Here is a 21,513-nt window from a genome sequence, read left to right on the forward strand (position 1 = left end):
ATTAAATCAGCTCCACCAATAGTTTGCCTGGGTTTTCGATGCGGCCGATGAAGGCAGCAAGGAATCTTGCAGCCACAGCGCCGTCGATCAAACGGTGATCGGCAGTCATTGTGTAGTTCATAACTTTAATCGCGGAAACCTGGCCGTTTTTCAGAACCACTTTTTCGTCGATTTTGTACATGCCCAGGATCGCCACTTCAGGGTGGTTGATCACAGGAGTCGCATAAGTGCCACCGATAGAACCGATGTTCGTCACAGTGATGGTTGCACCCTTCATTTCATCCGGTTTCAACTTGCCGTCACGAGCACGCTTGGAAAGATCCAGGATCTCTTTGGAGATTTCCAGGATGGATTTCTGGTCTGCGTTTTTGATCACTGGAACGACAAGGCCGTTTGGAGTGTCGGCTGCGAAGCCCAGGTTGAAGTACTTTTTGTAAACGATTTCGCCAGCTGCATCGTCGATGGATGCATTGAACATCGGGAATTCGCGGATCGTTGCAATCAAGGCCTTCATAACGATAGGAAGGTAAGTGATCTTCGTGCCGTTTTTCTCTGCGTGTTCTTTCAGGCTTTCGCGAAGAGCAACCATCGCATCCACTTTCGCTTCATCCATGATGGTGAAGTGCGGGATCACGTGCTTGGAACGCTGCATGTTTTCAGCGATTTTCTTACGGATACCGATCAGAGGAACGCGCTCTTCAGCTGCGCCCGCCGGGCCCTGGTAAGAAGGCTTAGGAATAGAGATGGAGCCAGTTGCTGCTGGAGCCGCTTTCGCTGCTGCCGGAGCTGCGCCACCACCGGAAGACATAACGTCTTCACGAGTCACGCGACCTGCAAGGCCAGTTCCGGAAAGGGAGTTGATATCAACGCCCATTTCGCGAGCCAGACGACGAGTCGCCGGAGTCGCCAATACTTTGGAATCTGCCACAGGTGGGAAGATGTCGCTGGAAGCAGTCGCCACTGGTGCTGCTTTGGCGGCGGGAGCCGCGGAGTGTGCAGGCGCAGACTGCACTGGACCAGCACTTGGAGCCGCTTTCGGAGCTGCCGCGCCACCTGCACCCTCAAGGATGATCATGGTGGAACCGACTTTGACTACGTCGCCGGATTTGAATTTCAATTCTTTTACAACACCAGCCACTGGAGTCGGAACTTCCACAGTCGCTTTGTCAGTCAGAACTTCAGCAATCGCCTGATCTGCTTTTACAGAGTCACCTGGTTTTACCAACCATTTAACAAGTTCGCCTTCAGTAACGCCCTCGCCCAGTTCTGGAAGTTTAACATCCTGAACTTTACCGCCACCTGCAGCCGGAGCTGGAGTGGAAGCTGCCGGCGCCGGAGCCGCCGCCGCTGGTTGAGCTGCTGCTGGTTTTGCAGCGCCTGCGCCATCAAGAGTGATCATAGTCGCGCCGACTTTTACTACGTCGCCGGATTTGAATTTAAGATCTTTTACGACACCCGCAACCGGTGACGGAACCTCTACTGTTGCTTTGTCAGTCAATACTTCTGCGATAGCCTGGTCAGCTTTGACCGCATCGCCTGGTTTTACCAACCATTTTACCAATTCACCTTCAGTAACGCCTTCTCCAAGCTCGGGCAGTTTCACATCAGTTGCCATGTTGCGAGAGTTCCTTTCGTTGTTCATATCTAAATCTAAAACACCTCGTTCTAGACGCACCCTAGAGCATTTGCACGGGATAACACGCAGCATAAACGGTATTGAAAATCAGCTGTCACAGGATGCCACGTAACAGTGTGATTTTTCCACGGTTTCCAATAGGTTGCGGGTCGGGGAGGGGGGCTTTGAAAGGGGTCGACAAAAGGCCCTTTCAGGGACTAATTTCAGGGTGTTGATTTTGACTTGAAGATTGGGGTTCCTATGAAGTTTCACAGCAAGCTGCAAGAAGGTATTTTTCTAAAGCGTTATAAGCGCTTCTTTGCGGATATCGAGTTCCAGGGGCAGCAGGTGACCGCTCACGTTCCCAACACCGGCAGTTTGAAAAGCGTGAACAATCCAGGACAGCACTGTCTGTTCTCTGAAAGCACCAATCCGGAACGAAAACTGAAATACACTCTGGAAATGATCAAGTCTCCGGGGGGCTCTTGGGTGGGCGTGAACACAGCGACTCCAAATACAGTTGTACGTGAAACCCTTCATCATGTTGTCGGCCACAAAAAAGAAGTGGTGGGTGGCTTTGCTCACTGGGCGGCCTTTGACGAAGTGAAGCCGGAATACAAAATCAGCGCTGAAACCCGCCTGGATTTCGCCCTGAAGAAAAACAACAGCGACAAAATGCACTTCATCGAAGTTAAAAACGTGACCCTGGCAGAAGAAAACACAGCCAAGTTCCCAGATGCCGTGACTGAACGCGGGCAAAAGCACTTGCGCGAGCTGATGGCGCTGATGGAACAAGGTCACACGGCTGAAATCGTTTTCACCATCCAGCGCCACGACTGCGGCACGTTCTCTCCGGCAGATGACATTGATCCTGAATACGGGCGTTTGCTGCGTGAGGCTCATCAAAAAGGCCTGCGCGTGTCTCCGTTCGTTGTGGATCTGACTCCAGAATCTGTAGAGCTTTCAGAGACAGTTTTGCCCCTGAAAATGTAATTTCCTGCAGCCCCACATTGTTTGTGGGGCAAAGTTTTTATCTCAGGGTCATGGGTTGTCATGACCTCAATACGAGCCTAACCTCATCTCTTGTGAAGGAGAACTCGTATGATTCCAGTCAATGCCTATGCGGCTTATCAATCCAAAGAACCACTGAAACCTTTTAAATTTGAACGCCGTGATCCCGGTGTCGACGATGTTCAGATCGACATCCACTATTGTGGAGTCTGTCATTCGGATCTGCATCAGGTGCGTGACGAGTGGGGCGGTTCGAAATTCCCGATGGTGCCCGGACATGAAATCGTCGGCAAGGTTGTCAAGGTCGGCAGCAACGTGAAGAAATTCAAAGTCGGTGATGCCGTGGGTGTGGGTTGTCTGGTGGATTCCTGCCGTCACTGCAGCTCTTGTGATGAGGGGCTTGAACAATACTGTGAAAACGGCTCTGTCGGTACGTACAATTCTTTGGAAAAAGACGGCAAGACCGTCACGCAAGGCGGGTATTCCACGCAAATCGTGGTGAATCAGGATTTTGTCCTGAGCATTTCACCAAAACTTCCTTTGGATAAAGCGGCACCTTTGTTGTGCGCAGGGATCACCACGTATTCACCACTTCGCCATTGGAAAGTGGGCCCGGGCAGCAAGGTCGCGGTCATGGGATTGGGCGGCCTTGGTCACATGGCGGTCAAGCTGGCGGCTGCGATGGGGGCTGAAGTCACAGTACTTAGTTCTTCGAACAAGAAAAAAGACGATGCTCACCGTTTGGGAGCGCATGACTATGCGGCGACCTCGGAAAAAGAAACTTTCAAAAAGTACAATCGCAAATTTGATCTGATCATCAACACCGTGTCAGCACCGATTGATCTGGGCGCGCATCTGCAGTTGCTGAAACGTGATGGCACGATGGTGCTATTGGGTGTGCCAGACAAGCCGGAAGCGATTCACGCGTTTCCGCTGATTGGTGCACGCCGCAGTCTTGCGGGTTCTTTGATCGGCGGCATCGCGGAAACTCAGGAGATGCTGGATTTCTGTGCTGCCAAAGGTGTCACGTCAGACATTGAACTGATTGCCATCGACAAGATCAATGAAGCTTACGAAAGAATGCTGAAGGGGGATGTGCGCTATCGCTTTGTCATCGACATTGCGTCGCTGAAGTAAGGCCAGCAGAGCATCTGTTCGACAGTTTTTCTGGACCTGTTTTTTGGTCGGGAAAGTGTCAATAAAGCTGACACTTTCCCTCTGAAACGCTGATAAATATTCAGCCAATTCAACAGTCTTTAAAGTTTTGAATATGAGTGACCGATTTCCTCTGTGAACAACCAACGGAGGATCGGCACGATGTCTTTCTTACGCACTAAAACACTCGCGGTACTTACCACAACACTTCTGCTGGCAGCCTGCGGACCTGGTATTCCGGTTCTGCCAGATGACCCCAACAATGAACCCTCGGCTCAACAACCGAGTGAAGGGAACTCCGCACAAGGCGGCACTGAGCTTCCAAGCACAGAAACGCCAGGAATCGTGGAACCTGAAACACCACCACCAGTGGCGACCAACCCGAACGACGATGTGCTAAGTCAGTATCAGCATCTGGATCCAAATCACATTGTTCCGACCAAGGCTTTGGAAACAGCGGTTTTGTACTTCCACGAAAACAAGGCGAAGTTCAAAAATCAGGCGGTGATGTCGATTTTGGATTTCAGTCAGAAGTCCACACAGAAACGCTGGTACTTCATTGATATGAAGACGGGCGCAGTGTGGAACGTTCACGTGTCCCACGGAAAAGGTTCTGACAGCAATCACGACGGCTTCGCAGAAAAATTCAGCAACGTTGAAGGCTCCAACGCATCCTCTTTGGGCTTCTATAAAACGGCAGAGACCTATCAGGGCAGCAACGGTTATTCCCTGCGCCTGGATGGTCTGTCCACGACGAATTCCAATGCCCGCTCGCGCGCGATTGTCGTGCATGGGGCAAGTTACGTTCAGGACTCCAACGTGATCCAAGGGCGCAGCTGGGGTTGCCCGGCGGTTTCCCAGGCCAACCGCGATAAGGTTATCAACCTGATCAAGGGTGGCAGTCTGCTTTACGCCTTCAAATAAGAATTTAGTTCGTTTTCTGTTTTGCGCTCATAGGACTTCGGCATTCCTCCGATAAGAAGTCCTATGAGCTTTCTGTATTCAGTCCTTCTGCCATCTCTGCTTTTCGTCTTTGTGGTTTCTGCGCAAGCCAAAGAAACCGACAATCTGACCGGACGAAACAAGAATCTTGCTGACAGCACTGAAATTTTTGATCGCGAGATGAACAAACGTCTGCAGGAATTGCAGGCCGAAGCAAGCTCTGAAGGCATTTCCTGCAACGATCCACGCAAATTGCGTATTTTGTTTCATGACCTTAACGACGCCCGGTTTTTTATCGGTTCGTTGGAGTCCTGGGCGGAAGACAACAGTCAGGTCGCCAAGCGCGAGCTGACGGCACAGCAATCGGCCTATGATGGCGTACTGGACAACGGCTGGATTTTCAATCGTCTGAAGCTGGCCTCCACGGTGAAAGTAAACGGCCAACTGGTGGGTACGGATAAGTTCGGCCACTTCATTGATCAGGGTTTTGAGTTTTACACACCTTATCGCCAAAGCGGCTATCGCATGTCCACGGCCCTGCATTCCAGTCTGGGATCTGAAAAAGGTTATTCAGGCGGTGGGTCCACGGGCACCATTTCCTATGCCGATGCCATGGCCAACTATCAGGGTATTTTGTTTTATCATGCACTGGCCGAGGGGCCGAATCCGTACTTCCGCTGTTCTGAAGGCAAGTGGACCCAAATTCGTGAATTCCGCTGGGCTGACTATGTCGATGCGGGGTGGGACGAAGGCATCAATTGCAGCGTGATGGCATCGCCTGAAGCACAAGCCAAGTTCAACGCCAATCTGGCGAAGCAGGGGCAGACTTGTCCTGCCGACACCAGCGCTTGTGCCCAGTTGAACACGCGGTACGCGGTCTTTGATGAATATGTGCTTTCGCCGGAATGCCGTAAAGTGGCTAAGGCGCCCGTGGGATCGTATGGTGCCGGAAAATCATCTTCCGGAAAATCCTCGCTGGGCAAAAGCGGAAAGGGGACACGCTAATGGAGCTGTTGTCATTGCTGGAGGCTCAAAAATCTTTGGACACTTTGCTTAAGTGTCCGGGTTTGCGTTGTGTGCTGGATTCCTTCGCCGTGGATCTGTCTAAAAATACCCGGGAAGACATTTACGTGTACTTGAAAGACGGCGGCAGTCCGCAAGTGCAGCGTCTGTGTCTGCCGATGGAGCGCCCGCGCAGAGCCGAAGCTAATGAAGTCTGTTATATGGTAAAGCTGAAGCGTGCGGGGGAAACTCAGGTGTTGTGGCGAAATGAACGGGGGATGTGGAAGCTCAGCAACGCCTCTAAAAGGCCTCTCACGGCTGGTGAAAAGGCCCCTTCCGGCAACGCTGTCGGCAAATAGCTAAAGAAGGCGAAGCTGTTCGCCAACCAGTTTTTTCAAGTTCTCGACGTAACCCATGTACTCTTCCATGTCCAGGCGCTCGTCTTTGCGGATGTGGGCGCTGGGGGAGTTGTAAGGGGTCAGTTCAATGACGTCCGCGTGGGATGAAATGGCAGAAAAATTGCCTTCTTCCAGAACCTGCATCAAGGCATCCAGATCGTGGCCCTCATCATCGTGAGGGTATTCCAGACCGCGCATTTCACACAAAGCTTTCAGAAACTTTTCGCAGGCTTGCGCCAGATTGTAACCCACCAAATCGTGCTGGGTATCGTCGGACAAATGTTTCTTGGCCGTATCGAGGTCGTCCTGGGCCTTAAGAATCATTGATTTTGCGTGTGCGCTCATAGGAGCTCCTTGGTGTAGTTACGATTACTTTAGTGGCTGGACCTGTACGGCGCAAATAAAAAAACCCACAGTTTTTTCAAACTGTGGGTTTTTGAAGTTCGATCTTTAAAAAAGATTACTTCGCTTCAGCCAAGTGACGGTCGATGATTTCTTTGAAATCAGCGAACGGATAAGCGCCACGCAGGGAAACGCCATTGATCAGGAAGCCTGGAGTACCGGAGAAGTTGAATTTACGAGCTTCTTCCATGTCAGCTTCGATACGTTTCTTAACCACTTCAGAGTTAAGATCTTTTTCAAGCTTCTTCATGTCCGCGCCAGCTTTTTTAGCTGCATCTTTCAATGCGCCTTCTTTTTTAGTTCTCAACTCACCTTGGTTTTCGAATACCAGGTTGTAGAACTTTTCAGCTTTAGCAGCGTCTTGCAAAGCGATCGCTTCGAAGTACTGAGCTGCAGGCATTGCCATTGGGTGGAAATCCAAAGGAAGGTGCTTGTAAACAACGCGAACGTCCTTAGGGTAAGCTTTCATCACTTCATCAACAGTTGCGTGACCTTTAGCGCAGTATGGGCACTCGAAGTCAGAGTATTCAATGATAGTAACTTTAGCGTCTTTAGGGCCAAAGATAACGCGGCCTTCTTCGATAGCCGGTTTCAATGGGTTTTTGAATTCGTCGTCACGCTTTTTGCCTTCTTCGGCAACAGCTTTTTCCTGAGCTTTACGTTGAGCGTTTTGAGCGGCTTTGTTCACCACTTCAATGAATTGCTCTGGATCTTTTTCGATCGCCGCGAACACGATGCTCGGATCTTTTTCTACTGCTTCCTTGAGTTGTTTAGCTGAAGGGGCACAGTTTACCAATGTAAGTGCCAGTGCTGAAATTCCAAATAACTTAAGTGCTTTCAATGTCTTCCTCCAAGATGGATGATTGTAATTTTTTGAGCCCCTTTATATTGACATCATTTTCAGTTTAGAGGGAAGGAAAAAATCCCGGTCCAAGGTCCTGCTAATTAGGACTTGTCTCACTCTAAGACCCCTTTAAACTGACTTCTATGAATAAATCAAATTTCCTTTTAACAATGTTCGCAGTTATGTTTCTTGGCGGTACGGCGCATGCTGGCCTGCTGTTTAACTATTCTCAATTGGCACTGAAGGATCTGGATCAGATGAATCAGCTGGTCAGTGAGAAGGTTAAAGAATCGAAAAAGTCTTCCAGCGGCAAAGCTGTGCCACTGAAAGAGGCACTACAGGCAGTGTATGCACGCCCAAATGATGACGAGATGATCGAGAAAGTTGTGTCTCCTTTGCGTTCAAATCTAGATGAACTGGAGTCCTGGGAAAAAACGATCAGTCAACTTACTGACGAAGCGATCAATGCCCTGAAGAATCCTCGTGCTTTTAAGCCGGTCGTACAAGTGACGTACGTCATTTTCCTCGAGAATCTGCTGGCGGAAATCAAGCCCCATGCGAAAAATGACGGATTTGAAAGGAAGATTGCTGAACGTATTCGTGACGCAAAAATCGAAGTCACCAAGGACGCTGTCAGTGAAAGAAAGCTGCGCATGATGAAGGACACGACATCCCCTTCTGAGATCGCTGGCAGCATTCTGACCCATAAAAACGAAACTCCGTCTGAAAAACCGGCAGATTCTGCCGCCTCCGAACAGTAATTTCCCTCGACCGGACCGGGCCCAGGTCTGTTTCGACTCTGGGCCAGCGTCAAACGATAGATCTCCTCAAGTCTTCAAAAATCGCCTCAAATTGACTCAAGTTCTAATGAACTCCTACCGATAGAAACACCATGTGGGCTGGATGCCCTTGAGCAATTAGGAGGATTCGATGTTTCTGCAAGGCGATTTGCAATTAGTGTTCGATGCTCTCTACACAGTAGGGGCGATTGACCCTGTATTGAAACTTGATTGGTCCGAAGTGACGCGGGAGATGATGGCAAACCCACAAATCCTGAGTGACGCTTTCCAGACAATCAACGGCTGCCGTGGCAACAAAGACCTTCTGGTTCAGAAGCTCCACATGATGGATCCAAGATCCGTGAATTATATCGCTATGGAGGTGGCCCGTGAGTTTTGTGAGTTCCAGGATCGCACAGAGTTGCACTAAGGTTCTTTGCCTGTTGTTGCTGACTTCTGTCGCGAATGCGTGGGAAGTGGATTTTTCCCGCCGTCAGGTAGAGTTCAACAAGGTTAAAAACGAAGATCGTCTGCCCGCCAGCGTGCAGGAGGATCAGTCCGTCAATATTCTCAGCAAGGTGTTTGATTCGGTTGAACCGACTCAGGATATCGTCATCATGAATACGGAAAAAGGTTTCGTTCCTGCGCAGGTGCGCCTTAAAAAGGGTGGCAACTATCGCATTCATGTGGTGAACGTGAACAACAAGGAAAAAAACGTCAGCTTCGTGCTGGATGCTTTCTCTGAGCATCACAATACGGTGTTTGGCGAACAGAAGACTTTCCATGTGACACCAAAGACAGATGGAATTTTCTCCTACCAGTGCCCGGAAACGGCAGTGCAGGGGAAGTTCATCATCTATTCCGATGCGGCAGCGCCTGATCGCATGCCGGCATCCAAGTAATTTTTTATCTGAGGAAAGGCACCCATGTCTGACCAGTCGAACGTTTTCAAACAGACCATTCAGCAGAATCTCGGTCCTGTTGCGAAATACCTGGAAGACAAGGGTGTGTCCGAAATTCTTATCAATGGCCATAAGGAAATCTTCGTGGAAAGAAAGGGTAAGCTCGAAAGAGTTTCCGAGTCCTTCCCGTCTGAAGACGATCTGCGTGCAGCGGTGAACAGCATCGCGCAAAGCGTGGGTCGCCGTATCGATGACGAATCGCCTCGTCTGGATGCGCGTCTTCCGGATGGTTCACGTATTGCGGCGGTGATTCCGCCAATGTCCCGCAAGGGCACGACACTTTCCATTCGTAAATTCACGAACAACAAAATCACTTTTGCTGACTATATCCGCTTCGGTGCGATCACCGAGGATGGTGCGCGTTTCCTGGACATCTGCATGTTCCTGGGGAAAAACATCATCGTCAGCGGTGGTACCGGTTCCGGTAAGACGACATTGCTTTCGCTTTTGTGCACGCGCATTCCGAAAGGGCAGCGTGTGATGGTGATTGAAGACTCCTCCGAGCTGCAGGTGGATTACGAGCACGTGGTGATGTTTGAAACCCGTCAGGCCGATGCCATGGGTAAGGGTGAAGTCACGATCAAGGATCTTTTGAAGTCCGCTCTGCGTTTGCGTCCCGACCGAATTATTGTCGGGGAGGTTCGTTCCAGCGAAGCCATGGAACTGCTGAACGCCATGAATACCGGTCACAAGGGATGTATGGGAACGGTCCACGCCAACACGCCGGAAGATGCGATTGTGCGTTTGGAAGCCCTTGCTCAAGGTGGCGATGCGAAGATCAGTGAGAAGGCTTTGCGCTCTCAAGTGTCTTCGGCGATTGAAATTATTATCCAGGTCTCACGTTTTTCGGACGGATCTCGCCGTATCGCAGCAATCAGCGAAGTGCGCGGATTCAGTGCGGATGGTTCATACAACGTGATCCCGATCTTTGAAATGTCCCGCCTAACACGCCGTCCCGATGGAACCCTGGAAGGAAAGCTCCAGCCCACAGGCAACGTACCGTCGTTTATGGAAGAAATCATCGACAACAACCTCCCATTCCCAAAATCCAAGTTCGCAAAAGCAGCCTAAAGCGGTGAAAACCGGGCGTTCGACTGCGTTGTCGGGCAACCTGCTCGCTCCGACGTGCTTGGAGCACGCCTGCGCTGTGCGGGTCACCCTCCGCCTTGCGCCCACCCAGTTTTGACCGCTTCCCCTTAAAAGGTGCCTGGTTGTTTCTTCTGGCTATACCGCGTCATCCGGACGCTAAAATCGTTCGTTTTTTTGTGTTTAAAGAGTGGAAAAACTAGGCTAAGACCTTCTTCGTGCACTTTAGTTGTAAGATTTCAAACGCAGTTCTAACCGTTCTGGAGCAGCAAGGCGAAGACCTCAGCCCGCTGTATGAGCAGATCCATCTTCCGATGGAATTGCTCAAGGACTCGTCGTATTGGATGACTGCGCCTGAAATGGAAAACTTTCTGGAAACCGTCCTGCGCCTTCCGCTGAAGCGCGAAGAAAATATCCTGCAGCGTGCGGGACATGAAGGGCCGGAGTTGCGTGCGTGGGGAGTGCTCGACAGCGTCCTGCGCATGATGCCGCATCCTCAGGAAATCTTTAATCAACCAGAGCAGTTCCTTTCTTACTTTATCTCTCCAAAACCACCGATTGAAAATCTTCGCCGTGATGAAGCCAGCATCTCGTTTGATCTGCCTTTGCCGGCAGAACAATACCCGCTGGTGACGACTTACCTGAAGGCGGCGTTTGAGTCCCTGCCGGTTTACGTCGGTCAGCCTGCGGCAGTCTGTAACTGGGAAGGCATCACCATTCAGCTGAACTGGTCCACCCAGCAAAGTTCGATCTTCAGCGAGTCGGTCGGCCACCAGGTCAGCCCGGCATTGTTCCAAAGTCTGATCGATGATCTTCAGCGCACCCAGCGTGAACGTGAAGATCTGCAGAAATATGTCGGTGACCTTGAAGAAAGAATCCGTACAATTGAAAAGCAGAATCTGAAGTCCGCCACCGGCGTTCAGGCGGAAGCGCCCGAGAATGCAGCGTCCTCGCTGCTGCCTCATGAAGGCTCTTTGTCCCACCTGAATTTCGACAGCGAAACTCCGGGTTATGTTTTGAGTCAGAATCTGGCGCGCCTGCATGACTACATGGTGCGCGCCCAGCAGCTGATCACCATGCTTGCGGCCCAGGGGAAAATGACCCCGGCGGTGAAAGAGGCCATGAGACGCGTTGACTGGGAGTTCGTAAAAACCCAGTACCCGCGCACGGTCTTTGAAAGCATGGATCTGGTTAAGAAAACGATGAATAAAAACGCCGACAAAGAAGGAAATCAACATGTCTGAAATCATCAGTGTCATCTCTCGTGAAATCCTGGACAGCCGTGGAAACCCGACTGTAGAGGTTGAAGTTACAACAGCTGACGGCAACATGGGCCGCGCCGCAGTTCCATCCGGTGCCTCCACAGGCGCACACGAAGCCTGCGAGCTTCGCGACGGCGACAAAAACCGTTTCCTGGGTAAAGGCGTTTACAAAGCTGTCGACAATGTTCGTGAAAAAATCGCTCCGGAAATCGTGGGCCTTCAGGCAACTGAACAGGTTTACATCGATAAAATCCTTCGCGACATCGATGGCACTGAAAACAAATCCAACCTGGGTGCGAATGCGATCCTGGGTGTGTCTTTGGCGGTTGCAAAAGCAGCAGCTCAGGACTGTCGTTTGCCGCTTTACCGTTACGTTGGTGGTTCCCAGGCTTCTCGCTTGCCGGTTCCATTGATGAACGTTCTGAACGGTGGCGCGCACGCAAATAACGGTTTGGACATTCAGGAATTCATGATCGTTCCAACTGTGAACAACTCTTACGCTGAGTCCCTGCGTGCAGGTACTGAGATCTTCCACACTCTGAAAAAGATCCTGGCGAAAAAAGGTCTTTCCACGGCAGTAGGTGACGAAGGTGGCTTCGCTCCGAAATTGGGCTCCAATCAGGAAGCTCTTGATTTGCTGATGAACGCGATCGTGGACGCTGGTTACGATCCAGGTCAGAACGTGTTCCTGGCGTTGGACGTTGCTGCAACTGAAATGTTCAAAGAAGGCAAATACGAATGGCAGGGTGGTCATATCAGCCCAACCGAACTTCTTGGCATCTACAAATCCTGGGCAGAGAAATATCCTCTTGTTTCCATCGAAGACGGCTTCGCGGAAGACGACTGGGATTCCTGGGTTCAGTCCACAGCTCAAATGGGCTCGACTATGCAGTTGATCGGTGATGACTTGTTCGTGACCAATCCAAAACGTCTGCGCATGGGTCTTGAGAAAAAAGCGGGTAATGCTTTGCTGGTGAAAGTAAACCAAATCGGTACTTTGACTGAAACTTACGAAGCTGTGAATCTGGCTCAACGTAATAAATTCCGCACTATCATGTCCCACCGCTCTGGTGAAACTGAAGACGTGACGATCGCAGATCTGGCTGTAGGCCTGAACTGTCATCAGATCAAAACAGGCAGCTTGTGCCGTGGTGAAAGAACCGCGAAATACAACCAGCTTCTGAGAATCGAAGAAGACTTGGGTGGTATGGGTATGTACTGGGATAAAGCCGCCTTCCGATAGGCGCGGTCGCTGAAAAGGGTCCGACTGACTTCGTTGTCGGACTCTCTCCTTCTCTCCGACGTGCTTGGAGCACGCCTCCGTTTCGGAGAGAACCCTCCGCCTTGCATTCGAACCCTTTTGAGCGACCTTGGTTATGGGGGTGCTTTGGGGGACTGGCTCAAAAGCCCGCTTTCGCGGGCTTTTTTGCGTTTTGGGGCGGGGGCTTGTGAGTCTGCTGAGCAGACTCACAAGCTGGGTTAGGTGTGGCCTAGTTTTGAGGCGATTCTTGCGCCGTAGTCAGCGTCGCATTTTTTGAAGTGTTCTATGTTTTTGGTTTGCAGGTACTCTGAGATGGTTTTCATGGTGCCTGCGATGTTTGTGGTTAAGCGGTCTTTTTCTTCTTCGCTGAGCATTCGATACAGGTTTCCGGCTTGTGTGAAATCGTCATTGTCCTTGTGGGAGTCATGGCGATCCAAAGTGCCTGATAAACTCAGGGCAGGCTCTTTGAAGCTTTCGTTTTGTACGGGGCCACCAAAACCATTGGGTTCATAGTTGTCCTGTCGTCCTCCGTTGCCGTCGAATCTCATGCTGCCATCGCGGTGATAACTGTTTACTTCCGAATGCGGGCGATTCACTGGCAGATACTGATAGTTTACTCCCAGACGATAGCGTTGAGCATCCGGATAGGCGAACAGTCTTCCTTGCAGCATCTTGTCCGGTGAAAAACCCACGCCTGGTGGCACATTGCTTGGGGAAAAGGCGGCTTGTTCGACTTCCGCAAAGTAGTTTTCTGGATTGCGGTTTAGTTCCAGCACACCCACATCCAACAAAGGGAACTCGCTGTGTGGCCACACCTTGGTTAAGTCAAACGGATCATATTTGAATTGTTCCGCCTGGCGTTCGGTCATGATCTGAACTTTCAAAGCCCAGCGCGGGAACTCTTTGCGTTCGATGGCTTCAAACAAGTCACGACCTGCATAGTCCGGATCAGATCCTGCCAGTTCGACAGCTTTGGCGACGGAAAGATTTTTAATCCCTTGCATGGATTTGAAATGGAATTTCACCCAAACGCGTTCGTTCTTGTCGTTGATAAAACTGAACGTGTGGCTGCCGTATCCATTCATAAAGCGATAGCCATCGGGAATGCCGCGGTCACTGAACAAGATCGTGATCTGGTGCAAAGCCTCGGGCGCTTTCGACCAGTAATCCCACATGCGCGCCGGGTTCTTGTATCCTGTCTGCGGATCGCGTTTTTGCGAGTGGATAAAGTCGGGGAACTTCAATGGATCACGTTCAAAGAACACCGGCGTGTTGTTTCCGACGATGTCCCAGTTGCCTTCTTCGGTGTAAAACTTCAAAGCAAAGCCACGGGGATCGCGTTCCGTGTCGGCAGATCCTTTTTCGCCGGCGACGGTTGAAAAGCGCAGGAAGGCTTCCGTCTTTTTGCCAATCTTTGCAAAGATCGCGGCTTTGGTGAAGCGGGTGATGTCATGGGTGACCGTAAAGGTGCCATAGGCGCCAGAACCCTTGGCGTGCACTACGCGTTCAGGAATGCGTTCACGGTTGAAATGGGCAAGCTTTTCAATCAGGTGATAATCCTGTAAAGCCACCGGACCACGCGGGCCGGAAGTAAGGCTATGCTGGTTTTCAGAAACGGGAATGCCTGCGGATGTTGTTAGTGTCTTTTTCATAAATTAACCTCGTGCGGGGATGAAGAATTGGGACAAAGCCTGCAGACGGCGCCAGAAACGCGATCCTTGGGCGGGTGGTTCAGATTGAAGTTCGTTGAACAGGCGCACCAGATCGTCGCGCCCAAAGGCCTCGGCAAAGCTCAGGGCCGTTTGACCCTTGGGGTTGCGGGCATTCAAATCCGCGCCTGCGCGTAGCAACTGACGGGCGACCTTGTCATGGCCCTTGAAAGCCACACCCATCAAAATGGTATTGCCGCTTTGGTCGCGCGAATTGACGTCCGCGTGACAAGAGATCAGCAGGCTCACCAGGGAAAGGTGGCCGTTATAGGCTGCCAGCATCAGCAGCGAGTGACCCTTGTGGTTTTTCAGATTGGGATTTCCCAGGTTCTTCAGATAAGTCATGACCTCGTTATAGTCATTGTGGCGAACGGCCTCAAAAACCGGGTTTTCGGTTTGTGCCGTCTTAAGATAGTCTGCCCACGCTCTCATAACACCTCTCTTGCTTTCATTAAGATCGGCGAAATTGATGTATAAATCGAATCGATATTAAATATGAGAACTATCAATAAAAACTATAAAGAGAAGGCTGGACCTAGGCTTCGGTCCTGTAGCCTTCGTCTGGGTATATAGCTAGAATGAATTCATGTCTTACACACAGTTTGCGGTTGGTTTACGTCGATTTCTGAACAGTCCCACGAAGGTGGCGCTGGTTTGTTTGCTGATCTTTTCCATTTCCATTGTGGTGAATGGGAATGCCTTCCGCCTGTGGGGTTTGCACCGTGATTTCGAAAGAATAACATTTGAGATCCAACAGACGCGTCAAAACATTGCAGCGTTGTCCGGCCAACTTAAGCAGGCTAAGGATCCTTCATTTATTGAGCGCCAGGCTCGCGATAAATTGGATCTGGCGGGCGAACACGACCTGGTTTTCGTTTTCCCAGAGCAATAGTCCATAGCTCATCGCATTATCTGGTGTTTTCCGGGTATAATACAAATAGTATTCCTGCTCTATAAAGGGATACTTTTTTAAGTGATCCCAGGGGTTTATATGCTAGATAATACTCAGCAGCTTGATTGGAATAAAGAATCTCTCCGTGACCTACGCCTGCGTTTGGGCTGGAGCCGATCCGATCTTGCCCGTCGTTTGCATTGTTCAATTGGTGACATCGAAGCTTGGGAAGAAGGACGCCGTTCTGTCGAGTCTTCCATCCGTGGTGATTTGGAAATCATTCTTCGTCAGGCGGAAGCTTGCAGTGACGAGGTCAAATACACTCCGGCTGCGGAAAACGAGCTGGATAAAAATGCCCTGGAACAAATCGATTTCACTCGCGTGAAAGCCGAATTGAAATAGGCATCAATCATCGACAATCAGGCCTGTGCGGTGTAGACCTTTGGTTTACATCCGGAGGCCTTCATGAAGAAAATCTACCTTATTGACGTCAGTGCCATGTTCTTTCGCGCTTTCTACGCGATTCGTTCGCTGTCGTCTCCAAGCGGAGTCCCGGTCAACGCCGTCTACGGCTTCCTTTCCATGATGATCAAGCTTTTGAAAGAGGAAAAGCCCGAGTATCTGGTGTTCTGTTACGATCGCAAAGAGCCTTCTTTCCGTAAAGCGATGTACGACGGTTATAAAGCTCATCGCACAGAAATGCCGGATGAACTGGCTCAACAAATTCCTTACATCAAAAGACTGGCCGATCTTCTGGGAGTTCCTGCATTTGAAGTCGAATCCTTCGAGGCCGATGACATTATCGGCACAGTCACTAAATGGGGTCGTCGCAATGGCATGGAAGTGTTCATCGTCAGCGGCGATAAAGACTTTGGCCAGTTGATCGAAGACAACGTCACTATGTACGACACCATGAAGGGTGTTCGCTACAATGCCGAAGGTGTTCTTGAAAAATGGGGTGTTCGCCCGGATCAGTTTATCGATTATCTGGCCATTGTAGGGGATACTTCGGACAACGTTCCTGGTGTGAAAGGTGTCGGAGAAAAGGGCGCCATCAAACTTCTGGAGCAGTTCAAACACATCGAAGACATCTATGAAAACATCGACAAAGTTGAAAGTAAAAGCGTTCGCGAAAAACTGATTGCTTCCAAAGACAATGCCATTTTGTCCAAAAAGCTGGTGACGATTTCTTGCGATGTGCCGATGCCGGATGATCTGGAAGCGTACAAGTTGAAGCCTTTCAAGGCAGACGAGCTGCGTGCCTTCCTGCACGAGCTGAATTTCAAATCTTTCGAAAAAAGTCTGTTCGGAACGGTGGACACAACTCCGGCAGCGCCTTCAGCTTCCGCGCCTGCGGCTCCGGCGGGACCACTGATAAAGGCCGCCGCACCGGCGATGCCTTTAAGTATTGCCGATGACGTGGCACCAACGATCGTGATTGCCAAAGAAGAGCGTCAGTTCACCGAAAAGAGCATGACGACCCGTGAACTTGCCGACTTCCTGGCCGAGCACCAAAGCCTTTGGGGCTTTAGCGACATGCGTGGGGTGTTCATCGGAACTGAATCGCAAATCATCCAGGTTTCTGATCACGAGTACCTTGGTAAACTGACTGATACTTTCCAGGTTCAATGGCATGGCTATGACCTGAAGTCGTTCTGGCACAAGATTGGCGCGAAAGCTCCGGTGGCGGCTTGGGATTCCCAGTTGGCTGCTTATGTTTTGAAAGCCGGGGACACCTCCGACTTTGGCAAGATTTATACTCGCTTTATGGCAGATGTTTTGCCGGATCTGGCTTCACCCGCACAGCTTTACAATGCCCATTTGAACTTCGCCACGACTTTGAAATCCCAGTTGCAGACGGTGCAGGGTGAAAAGGTCTATCAAGAGCTGGATTTGCCATTGGCAAGAGTGCTGCTGTCCATGGAACGTTTGGGCGTTCGTATCGACAAGGACCTTTTGGCCAAGCAAAGCGAGGACCTTGCGAAAGACATCGCAGAAATCGAAAAACAAATTCATGAAGCCGCTGGCGAGGCCTTCAATGTCGGAAGTCCGAAGCAGCTGGGTGTGATCCTGTTTGAAAAGCTGGGTCTGCCCGCGGGCAAAAAAACCAAAACCGGTTATTCCACAGATGAAGAAGTTCTGTTGGGACTGGAACATCCGATCGCAAAGCTGGTTTTGCAATGGCGTGAGATGTCCAAGCTGAAATCCACTTACGTGGACGCTTTGCCAACCATGATTGATCCTAAAGACGAGCGTGTGCACACAAGCTTTAATCAGGCTCTGACCACCACGGGCCGTCTTTCCAGCACGCAGCCAAATCTTCAGAACATCCCGATTCGTACCGCGCGCGGCCAGCAGGTGCGTAAGGCATTCATTGCGGCTCCTCGCATGAAGCTTTTGTCGGTGGATTATTCCCAGATCGAATTGCGTATTCTGGCGCATATTTCTGAAGACCCGAATTTGTGCAAAGCCTTTGCTGAAGACCTGGATATTCACGCGGCCACAGCAGCGGAAGTGTTTGGGGTGGCTTTGAAAGATGTGACTGCTGAACACCGTCGTTCTGCCAAGGCCGTGAACTTTGGTATTGCTTACGGGCAGGGGGCTTTCGGTCTGGCAGAAAACCTGGGCATTTCACGCACGGAAGCCAAGGATATTATCGATCGCTATTTCAACCGTTTTAAAAACGTGCGGGAATATATCGATGGCACGGTAAAAACGGCTCACGAAAAAGGCTATGTTGAAACTTTGTTCGGTCGCCGTCGTTACATCGACGAGCTTCAGTCCAAGAACATGGCTTTGAAAAAGTTCGGCGAGCGCGCTGCGATTAATGCCCCGATTCAGGGAACTGCCAGTGATCTGGTGAAAAAGGCGATGATTGAGGTGTTCGAAAAAGTGCCGGTGCGCATGCTGTTACAAGTGCACGATGAATTGATTTTTGAGGATTTCGAGGAGAATCTGCAGAAGCATTCCCCTCAGTTGGTTTCAATCATGGAAAACGTGATGAAACTGAAAGTGCCGTTGAAGGTCAACTATGCAATCGGGAACAACTGGGACGAAGCGCACTAGGGGCTTCGTCTTATTCAGTTTCCCAGCCGACCACACGTCCGCCTTCGAAGTACACAAAACGTGTTTCTTTGCGGTAGCCTTCCGGGGCGGATACAAACTTCTGATATTTCCAGCGCTCATTCTTGTAAAGCGGATTGCCCGAGACTTCGACGCTCATCGGGTCCCCCCAGGATCTTTTGACATAATCCTGCGGCATGCCCACGGCAATGTCCTGGGATTCAATCAAGCCCTTCATTTCTTCCTGCGGAGCCTGTGATCTGTTCCACACACTGTTGCGGTTCACCCAGGCCTGACGGCCTTCGATGGACGGGATGGACAGAACTTCGATTTTTTCTGCATCATTTTTAAGCCAGGGCAGGATCTTGGAGTACTGTTCGCGCTCTTTGCGCGAGGACAAGCTGCGTTCCAACTGGCGCAGTTGCTGACGTTCGCGGACGGCCTGCAGGTCACGGCCGCTCAATGAACCTGGGTCCAAACCCAGTTCGTAAGCCGTCTGACGGGTTTGGCGGTCATAAATACCGCGGTTGGAGTTGTCGCTATAGCGGACATCTTCCGGCGCCGGTGCATATCCGCTGTCCGCGGAACGATGAAGGTGGGAACAACCACTTAAGGCCCCCAGGGCCACAATGACGGATACAAGGACTTTCATTAAAGATCTCTCCTGCAGTCTTAATGCTAGCCGATGGACTTCTGTTTATAAATTGTTCTTGCGACGTATTTGATTCCTTCCTTACAATCGTCTTGGGGGAATCCGATTGGCTGAACAGGAAAACACGACCAAGGTAGAGGAAGATATCAAGGACGGCGCTCCGGAAGGGGAAGCTGAAGATTTGATGTCCCTTGAGTCCTTGGACTCTGCACTGGCGGAAGCAGACCCCGAGTTTGCTCAGTCCCTGAATGAAATCGGTCCCGATGTGGCCGGTGGTGCCTTGATTTATGAAGAAGGCATCGAGCTTGAGTACACCCTCGCAGAAGAAGAAAAGTTGTGGCAATCCGCGACCGGATTCCGCAAGAGGATTTTAAAGATTCTCCCGTTCCTTCCGCGCATTTCCTACAAAGTTAAAATGAAGCGCACCGTGATGCGCTTAAGCTGGAGAAAATTCAAAGAGCAGCTTCGCCATCGCATTGTGAATGCCGGGCCGCTTTTGCTGGCTTGGGCGAAAAGAACCGCTCTGGGGTTCAAAGCCGGCCTTGGCAGGGGCATGGCGACCTTCAAGTCATTCTCGCTGGTGAAAAAGCTCGCGTTGGTGGGTTTGCTGGTGGTGACGGCAGGTGCGAGTGTGGTGATTTATCGTATGGCCACGAAGGGTTTGATCCCTCAACACGAAGATTTGTTCATTCACTCGATGGCGGACTGGGCATCGCAAAAATATCAATACGATCCCAAAACCGAAGTGGAGTCCTTCTATGATTCCACTCGTGCCGCGCAAAATGTGTTCCTGATGCAAAGAATGGTTGTGAATCTGCGCCGTTCAGCCGAATCCGGCACCAATCCCATGGGGGCTTTTGAGTTCTATGTGGAAGGCGCGGCCTCTGATGTCGTTGTCGAAATCAAAGACCGCGAAGCGGAAGTGGAAGACTTGTTCCTGAGAACGATCGAGGAGATGACTTTCGATCAGGCAGCCTCAGGGGCGGGCAAACAAGAGCTTTGCGAACGTCTGCGCAAAGAGGTGAACAAGATCCTGACCAAGGGTTACGTGCGCCGGATCTTTATCAAAACCGCGATCGTTAAACCTTAAAGCTCGTGATATCGATGTCATAGTATTTTAAACGGTCATGCAGGGTGCTTTTAGGCATGCCCAGATCCTGAGCCGTTCGGCGCTGATTTCCTTTGTTCGCCTGCAGGCGCTTGATGATCATCTGTTTTTCAATCTCTTTAATCACCGGCATGTCGTTACTGACGCGCTCTTCGGATTTTTCCAAAAGTGTCTTATCCAGCAGCTTTTCGATGTGGTTTTCGGTGATGTGAGTGCGCGGGTAAAGCGCGGCAGCGCGGCTGACCAGATTTTTCAATTCACGAATATTCCCGGGCCATGGGTGCTTTTTCATACGGGCAATCGCGCCGAATGAAAAACGCACACGCATTTTGCGGGCAAAGGTGTAAAGCAGCTCTTCAAAGTCCTCCATGCGCAACGCCAAAGCAGGTGGCGCCACCGACACCACATTCAGACGGAAGTAAAGATCCGAACGGAACAGGCCTTCGCGGATTTTTTCAGACAGGTTTTGGTGAGTCGCTGCGATAATACGAACATCGGTGCGCACGTTACGATCCGCACCCACTGGGCGGATTTCGTTGTTTTCCAGGGCGCGCAGCAGTTTAGCCTGCAGGCTGTAGGAAAGATCACCGATTTCATCCAGGAACAGCGTGCCGCCGCGGGCCGCTTCGAAGGCTCCTTTGCGGTCGTTGATGGCGCCGGTAAAGCTGCCTTTTACGTGACCGAAAAGTTCACTTTCAATCAGGGTTTCGCTGAGGGCGCTGCAGTTCACGCTGACGAACGGTCCCTTGTCGCGAAGGCTGTTTTCATGCAGGGCTTGGGCAATGACATCCTTACCGGTTCCGGAAGGGCCCAGGATCAGCACCGGGAACTCGGTTTTGGCGACATTGGAAAGGGTCTGCAGTTCTTCGTTCCAGACGTCATTGCGGCTTTTGATCGGGAAGGGAGTGTTTTCTTCCTGCTGGGTCAGGAACAGGAATTCTTGTTCTCCCAAACGGATGACGTCGCCTTCTTGCAGGAAGGCTTCCATCACGCGGGCATCATTCACATAGGTGCCCTGCGGGGTGCGCAGGTCGCGGATCAAATATGATTGATCTTTCTTTTCGATACGGGCGTGGCGTTCGGCCACTTGTTCACCTTGGACCTGAATCTGGCATTGCGAATCTTTGCCAAGAGTAACGAACTCATGCAAAGTCAGGGTTTTTGGGTTTTCGTCCATTGTTTTCAAGAATGCTTGTGACATGGGGTCTCCTGCTTAAAAAGTACCCACCTTTGTGGTGGGGAATGCGATGACCCACCACTTCAAGACTTTGACCGGGCTGGATTCAAATATAAGTGGGGCTCGGGCTTTTCGACTCGCCAAATTATCCTGCGACGGACTAGGTTCTCGGAATTGAGAAATGGGTGGAGCT

At 50.8% G+C, this 21,513-nt stretch carries 22 protein-coding genes; 15 read left to right on the forward strand and 7 right to left on the reverse strand.

The genetic code is table 11. The features are described 5' to 3' along the window. Nucleotide 1 precedes the first annotated feature (1 nt). Entirely contained in the window at nucleotides 2-1,642 is a 1,641-nt protein-coding gene (locus AC04MQ_RS17935) for a 2-oxo acid dehydrogenase subunit E2 (RefSeq protein WP_475392753.1), read from the reverse strand. Nucleotides 1,643-1,876: 234 nt separating this feature from the next. Between AC04MQ_RS17935 and sfsA the strand changes: the two genes are divergently transcribed. The 5 genes from sfsA to AC04MQ_RS17960 all read left to right on the forward strand — a co-directional run bounded on the left by sfsA (nucleotide 1,877) and on the right by AC04MQ_RS17960 (nucleotide 6,084). Further along, nucleotides 1,877-2,608: a DNA/RNA nuclease SfsA gene (sfsA, locus tag AC04MQ_RS17940; protein WP_015089925.1), complete on the forward strand. Its 732-nt coding sequence runs from the start codon at nucleotides 1,877-1,879 to the stop codon at nucleotides 2,606-2,608. A gap of 108 nt (nucleotides 2,609-2,716) precedes the next feature. Continuing rightward, nucleotides 2,717-3,763, forward strand: coding sequence for an NAD(P)-dependent alcohol dehydrogenase (locus tag AC04MQ_RS17945; RefSeq protein ID WP_475392754.1), 1,047 nt, complete (start codon nucleotides 2,717-2,719; stop codon nucleotides 3,761-3,763). A gap of 180 nt (nucleotides 3,764-3,943) precedes the next feature. Next, complete coding sequence (locus tag AC04MQ_RS17950) at nucleotides 3,944-4,705, forward strand: murein L,D-transpeptidase catalytic domain family protein (RefSeq protein WP_475392755.1); 762 nt, start codon at nucleotides 3,944-3,946, stop codon at nucleotides 4,703-4,705. A gap of 63 nt (nucleotides 4,706-4,768) precedes the next feature. Next, nucleotides 4,769-5,728, forward strand: coding sequence for a hypothetical protein (locus tag AC04MQ_RS17955; protein ID WP_015089928.1), 960 nt, complete (start codon nucleotides 4,769-4,771; stop codon nucleotides 5,726-5,728). Beyond that, nucleotides 5,728-6,084, forward strand: a complete 357-nt coding sequence (locus AC04MQ_RS17960) for a hypothetical protein (RefSeq protein ID WP_015089929.1) — start codon at nucleotides 5,728-5,730, stop codon at nucleotides 6,082-6,084. Before AC04MQ_RS17955 ends, AC04MQ_RS17960 begins: the two co-directional genes overlap by 1 nt. Here AC04MQ_RS17960 and AC04MQ_RS17965 read toward each other — a convergent pair whose 3' ends face one another. Continuing rightward, nucleotides 6,085-6,468: a HEPN domain-containing protein gene (locus tag AC04MQ_RS17965; RefSeq protein WP_041576987.1), complete on the reverse strand. Its 384-nt coding sequence runs from the start codon at nucleotides 6,466-6,468 to the stop codon at nucleotides 6,085-6,087. A 115-nt stretch (nucleotides 6,469-6,583) separates the two neighbouring features. Continuing rightward, nucleotides 6,584-7,366 (reverse strand): DsbA family protein, encoded by a 783-nt coding sequence (locus tag AC04MQ_RS17970; protein WP_041576989.1) that lies wholly within the window; start codon nucleotides 7,364-7,366, stop codon nucleotides 6,584-6,586. A gap of 146 nt (nucleotides 7,367-7,512) precedes the next feature. Here AC04MQ_RS17970 and AC04MQ_RS17975 point away from each other — a divergent pair, with 146 nt between their 5' ends. The 6 genes from AC04MQ_RS17975 (at nucleotide 7,513) to eno (ending at nucleotide 12,701) form a co-directional block, all read left to right on the forward strand. Further along, nucleotides 7,513-8,130, forward strand: coding sequence for a hypothetical protein (locus AC04MQ_RS17975; protein ID WP_041576991.1), 618 nt, complete (start codon nucleotides 7,513-7,515; stop codon nucleotides 8,128-8,130). A 169-nt stretch (nucleotides 8,131-8,299) separates the two neighbouring features. Next, nucleotides 8,300-8,578 carry a cytochrome P450 gene (locus AC04MQ_RS17980; protein ID WP_041576993.1) on the forward strand — a complete coding sequence of 93 codons (279 nt, stop codon included), beginning with the start codon at nucleotides 8,300-8,302 and terminating at the stop codon, nucleotides 8,576-8,578. Beyond that, a complete protein-coding gene (locus AC04MQ_RS17985; protein ID WP_475392756.1) occupies nucleotides 8,547-9,050 on the forward strand; it encodes a cupredoxin domain-containing protein in 504 nt (167 codons plus the stop codon). Before AC04MQ_RS17980 ends, AC04MQ_RS17985 begins: the two co-directional genes overlap by 32 nt. A 24-nt stretch (nucleotides 9,051-9,074) precedes the next feature. Next, nucleotides 9,075-10,181, forward strand: coding sequence for a TadA family conjugal transfer-associated ATPase (locus AC04MQ_RS17990; protein ID WP_015089935.1), 1,107 nt, complete (start codon nucleotides 9,075-9,077; stop codon nucleotides 10,179-10,181). 233 nt (nucleotides 10,182-10,414) lie between these two features. Further along, nucleotides 10,415-11,440: a hypothetical protein gene (locus AC04MQ_RS17995; RefSeq protein WP_015089936.1), complete on the forward strand. Its 1,026-nt coding sequence runs from the start codon at nucleotides 10,415-10,417 to the stop codon at nucleotides 11,438-11,440. Beyond that, nucleotides 11,433-12,701, forward strand: coding sequence for a phosphopyruvate hydratase (gene eno / locus AC04MQ_RS18000; RefSeq protein WP_015089937.1), 1,269 nt, complete (start codon nucleotides 11,433-11,435; stop codon nucleotides 12,699-12,701). The genes AC04MQ_RS17995 and eno overlap by 8 nt, the downstream gene beginning before the upstream one ends. Before the next feature lie 236 nt (nucleotides 12,702-12,937). Here the strand turns inward: eno and AC04MQ_RS18005 are convergent, their stop codons facing one another. Next, the gene (locus tag AC04MQ_RS18005) at nucleotides 12,938-14,371 is read right to left on the reverse strand and encodes a catalase (protein WP_015089939.1); all 1,434 of its coding nucleotides are present in this window, start codon (nucleotides 14,369-14,371) and stop codon (nucleotides 12,938-12,940) included. A gap of 3 nt (nucleotides 14,372-14,374) precedes the next feature. Next, a complete protein-coding gene (locus AC04MQ_RS18010; protein WP_015089940.1) occupies nucleotides 14,375-14,860 on the reverse strand; it encodes an ankyrin repeat domain-containing protein in 486 nt (161 codons plus the stop codon). Between the two features lie 154 nt (nucleotides 14,861-15,014). Between AC04MQ_RS18010 and AC04MQ_RS18015 the strand changes: the two genes are divergently transcribed. The 3 genes from AC04MQ_RS18015 (at nucleotide 15,015) to polA (ending at nucleotide 18,386) form a co-directional block, all read left to right on the forward strand. Next, the gene (locus AC04MQ_RS18015) at nucleotides 15,015-15,320 is read left to right on the forward strand and encodes a septum formation initiator family protein (protein WP_051026260.1); all 306 of its coding nucleotides are present in this window, start codon (nucleotides 15,015-15,017) and stop codon (nucleotides 15,318-15,320) included. 99 nt (nucleotides 15,321-15,419) lie between these two features. After that, a complete protein-coding gene (locus AC04MQ_RS18020; protein WP_041576996.1) occupies nucleotides 15,420-15,722 on the forward strand; it encodes a helix-turn-helix domain-containing protein in 303 nt (100 codons plus the stop codon). A gap of 63 nt (nucleotides 15,723-15,785) precedes the next feature. After that, nucleotides 15,786-18,386 (forward strand): DNA polymerase I, encoded by a 2,601-nt coding sequence (gene polA, locus AC04MQ_RS18025; RefSeq protein ID WP_015089943.1) that lies wholly within the window; start codon nucleotides 15,786-15,788, stop codon nucleotides 18,384-18,386. 10 nt (nucleotides 18,387-18,396) lie between these two features. Here the strand turns inward: polA and AC04MQ_RS18030 are convergent, their stop codons facing one another. Further along, nucleotides 18,397-19,035, reverse strand: coding sequence for a hypothetical protein (locus tag AC04MQ_RS18030; protein WP_015089944.1), 639 nt, complete (start codon nucleotides 19,033-19,035; stop codon nucleotides 18,397-18,399). 106 nt (nucleotides 19,036-19,141) lie between these two features. Here AC04MQ_RS18030 and AC04MQ_RS18035 point away from each other — a divergent pair, with 106 nt between their 5' ends. Continuing rightward, nucleotides 19,142-20,125 (forward strand): flagellar basal body-associated FliL family protein, encoded by a 984-nt coding sequence (locus AC04MQ_RS18035; RefSeq protein WP_015089945.1) that lies wholly within the window; start codon nucleotides 19,142-19,144, stop codon nucleotides 20,123-20,125. On the opposite strand, the gene AC04MQ_RS18040 is transcribed toward AC04MQ_RS18035, so the two are convergent. Beyond that, a complete protein-coding gene (locus tag AC04MQ_RS18040) occupies nucleotides 20,115-21,344 on the reverse strand; it encodes a sigma 54-interacting transcriptional regulator (RefSeq protein WP_041576998.1) in 1,230 nt (409 codons plus the stop codon). The genes AC04MQ_RS18035 and AC04MQ_RS18040 overlap by 11 nt on opposite strands. Between the last annotated feature and the right edge of the window lie 169 nt (nucleotides 21,345-21,513).

The sequence above is a fragment of the Bdellovibrio sp. MYbb2 genome (assembly GCF_056175685.1).

What these genes read in the sequence shown, in the direction of transcription:
- AC04MQ_RS17935 (WP_475392753.1), bottom strand. Translation starts at nt 1,642, where the DNA reads ATGAACAACGAAAGGAACTCTCGCAACATGGCAACTGATGTGAAACTG.
- sfsA (WP_015089925.1), top strand. Translation starts at nt 1,877, where the DNA reads ATGAAGTTTCACAGCAAGCTGCAAGAAGGTATTTTTCTAAAGCGTTAT.
- AC04MQ_RS17945 (WP_475392754.1), top strand. Translation starts at nt 2,717, where the DNA reads ATGATTCCAGTCAATGCCTATGCGGCTTATCAATCCAAAGAACCACTG.
- AC04MQ_RS17950 (WP_475392755.1), top strand. Translation starts at nt 3,944, where the DNA reads ATGTCTTTCTTACGCACTAAAACACTCGCGGTACTTACCACAACACTT.
- AC04MQ_RS17955 (WP_015089928.1), top strand. Translation starts at nt 4,769, where the DNA reads ATGAGCTTTCTGTATTCAGTCCTTCTGCCATCTCTGCTTTTCGTCTTT.
- AC04MQ_RS17960 (WP_015089929.1), top strand. Translation starts at nt 5,728, where the DNA reads ATGGAGCTGTTGTCATTGCTGGAGGCTCAAAAATCTTTGGACACTTTG.
- AC04MQ_RS17965 (WP_041576987.1), bottom strand. Translation starts at nt 6,468, where the DNA reads ATGAGCGCACACGCAAAATCAATGATTCTTAAGGCCCAGGACGACCTC.
- AC04MQ_RS17975 (WP_041576991.1), top strand. Translation starts at nt 7,513, where the DNA reads ATGAATAAATCAAATTTCCTTTTAACAATGTTCGCAGTTATGTTTCTT.
- AC04MQ_RS17980 (WP_041576993.1), top strand. Translation starts at nt 8,300, where the DNA reads ATGTTTCTGCAAGGCGATTTGCAATTAGTGTTCGATGCTCTCTACACA.
- AC04MQ_RS17990 (WP_015089935.1), top strand. Translation starts at nt 9,075, where the DNA reads ATGTCTGACCAGTCGAACGTTTTCAAACAGACCATTCAGCAGAATCTC.
- eno (WP_015089937.1), top strand. Translation starts at nt 11,433, where the DNA reads ATGTCTGAAATCATCAGTGTCATCTCTCGTGAAATCCTGGACAGCCGT.
- AC04MQ_RS18005 (WP_015089939.1), bottom strand. Translation starts at nt 14,371, where the DNA reads ATGAAAAAGACACTAACAACATCCGCAGGCATTCCCGTTTCTGAAAAC.
- AC04MQ_RS18010 (WP_015089940.1), bottom strand. Translation starts at nt 14,860, where the DNA reads ATGAGAGCGTGGGCAGACTATCTTAAGACGGCACAAACCGAAAACCCG.
- AC04MQ_RS18015 (WP_051026260.1), top strand. Translation starts at nt 15,015, where the DNA reads ATGTCTTACACACAGTTTGCGGTTGGTTTACGTCGATTTCTGAACAGT.
- AC04MQ_RS18020 (WP_041576996.1), top strand. Translation starts at nt 15,420, where the DNA reads ATGCTAGATAATACTCAGCAGCTTGATTGGAATAAAGAATCTCTCCGT.
- polA (WP_015089943.1), top strand. Translation starts at nt 15,786, where the DNA reads ATGAAGAAAATCTACCTTATTGACGTCAGTGCCATGTTCTTTCGCGCT.
- AC04MQ_RS18030 (WP_015089944.1), bottom strand. Translation starts at nt 19,035, where the DNA reads ATGAAAGTCCTTGTATCCGTCATTGTGGCCCTGGGGGCCTTAAGTGGT.
- AC04MQ_RS18040 (WP_041576998.1), bottom strand. Translation starts at nt 21,344, where the DNA reads ATGTCACAAGCATTCTTGAAAACAATGGACGAAAACCCAAAAACCCTG.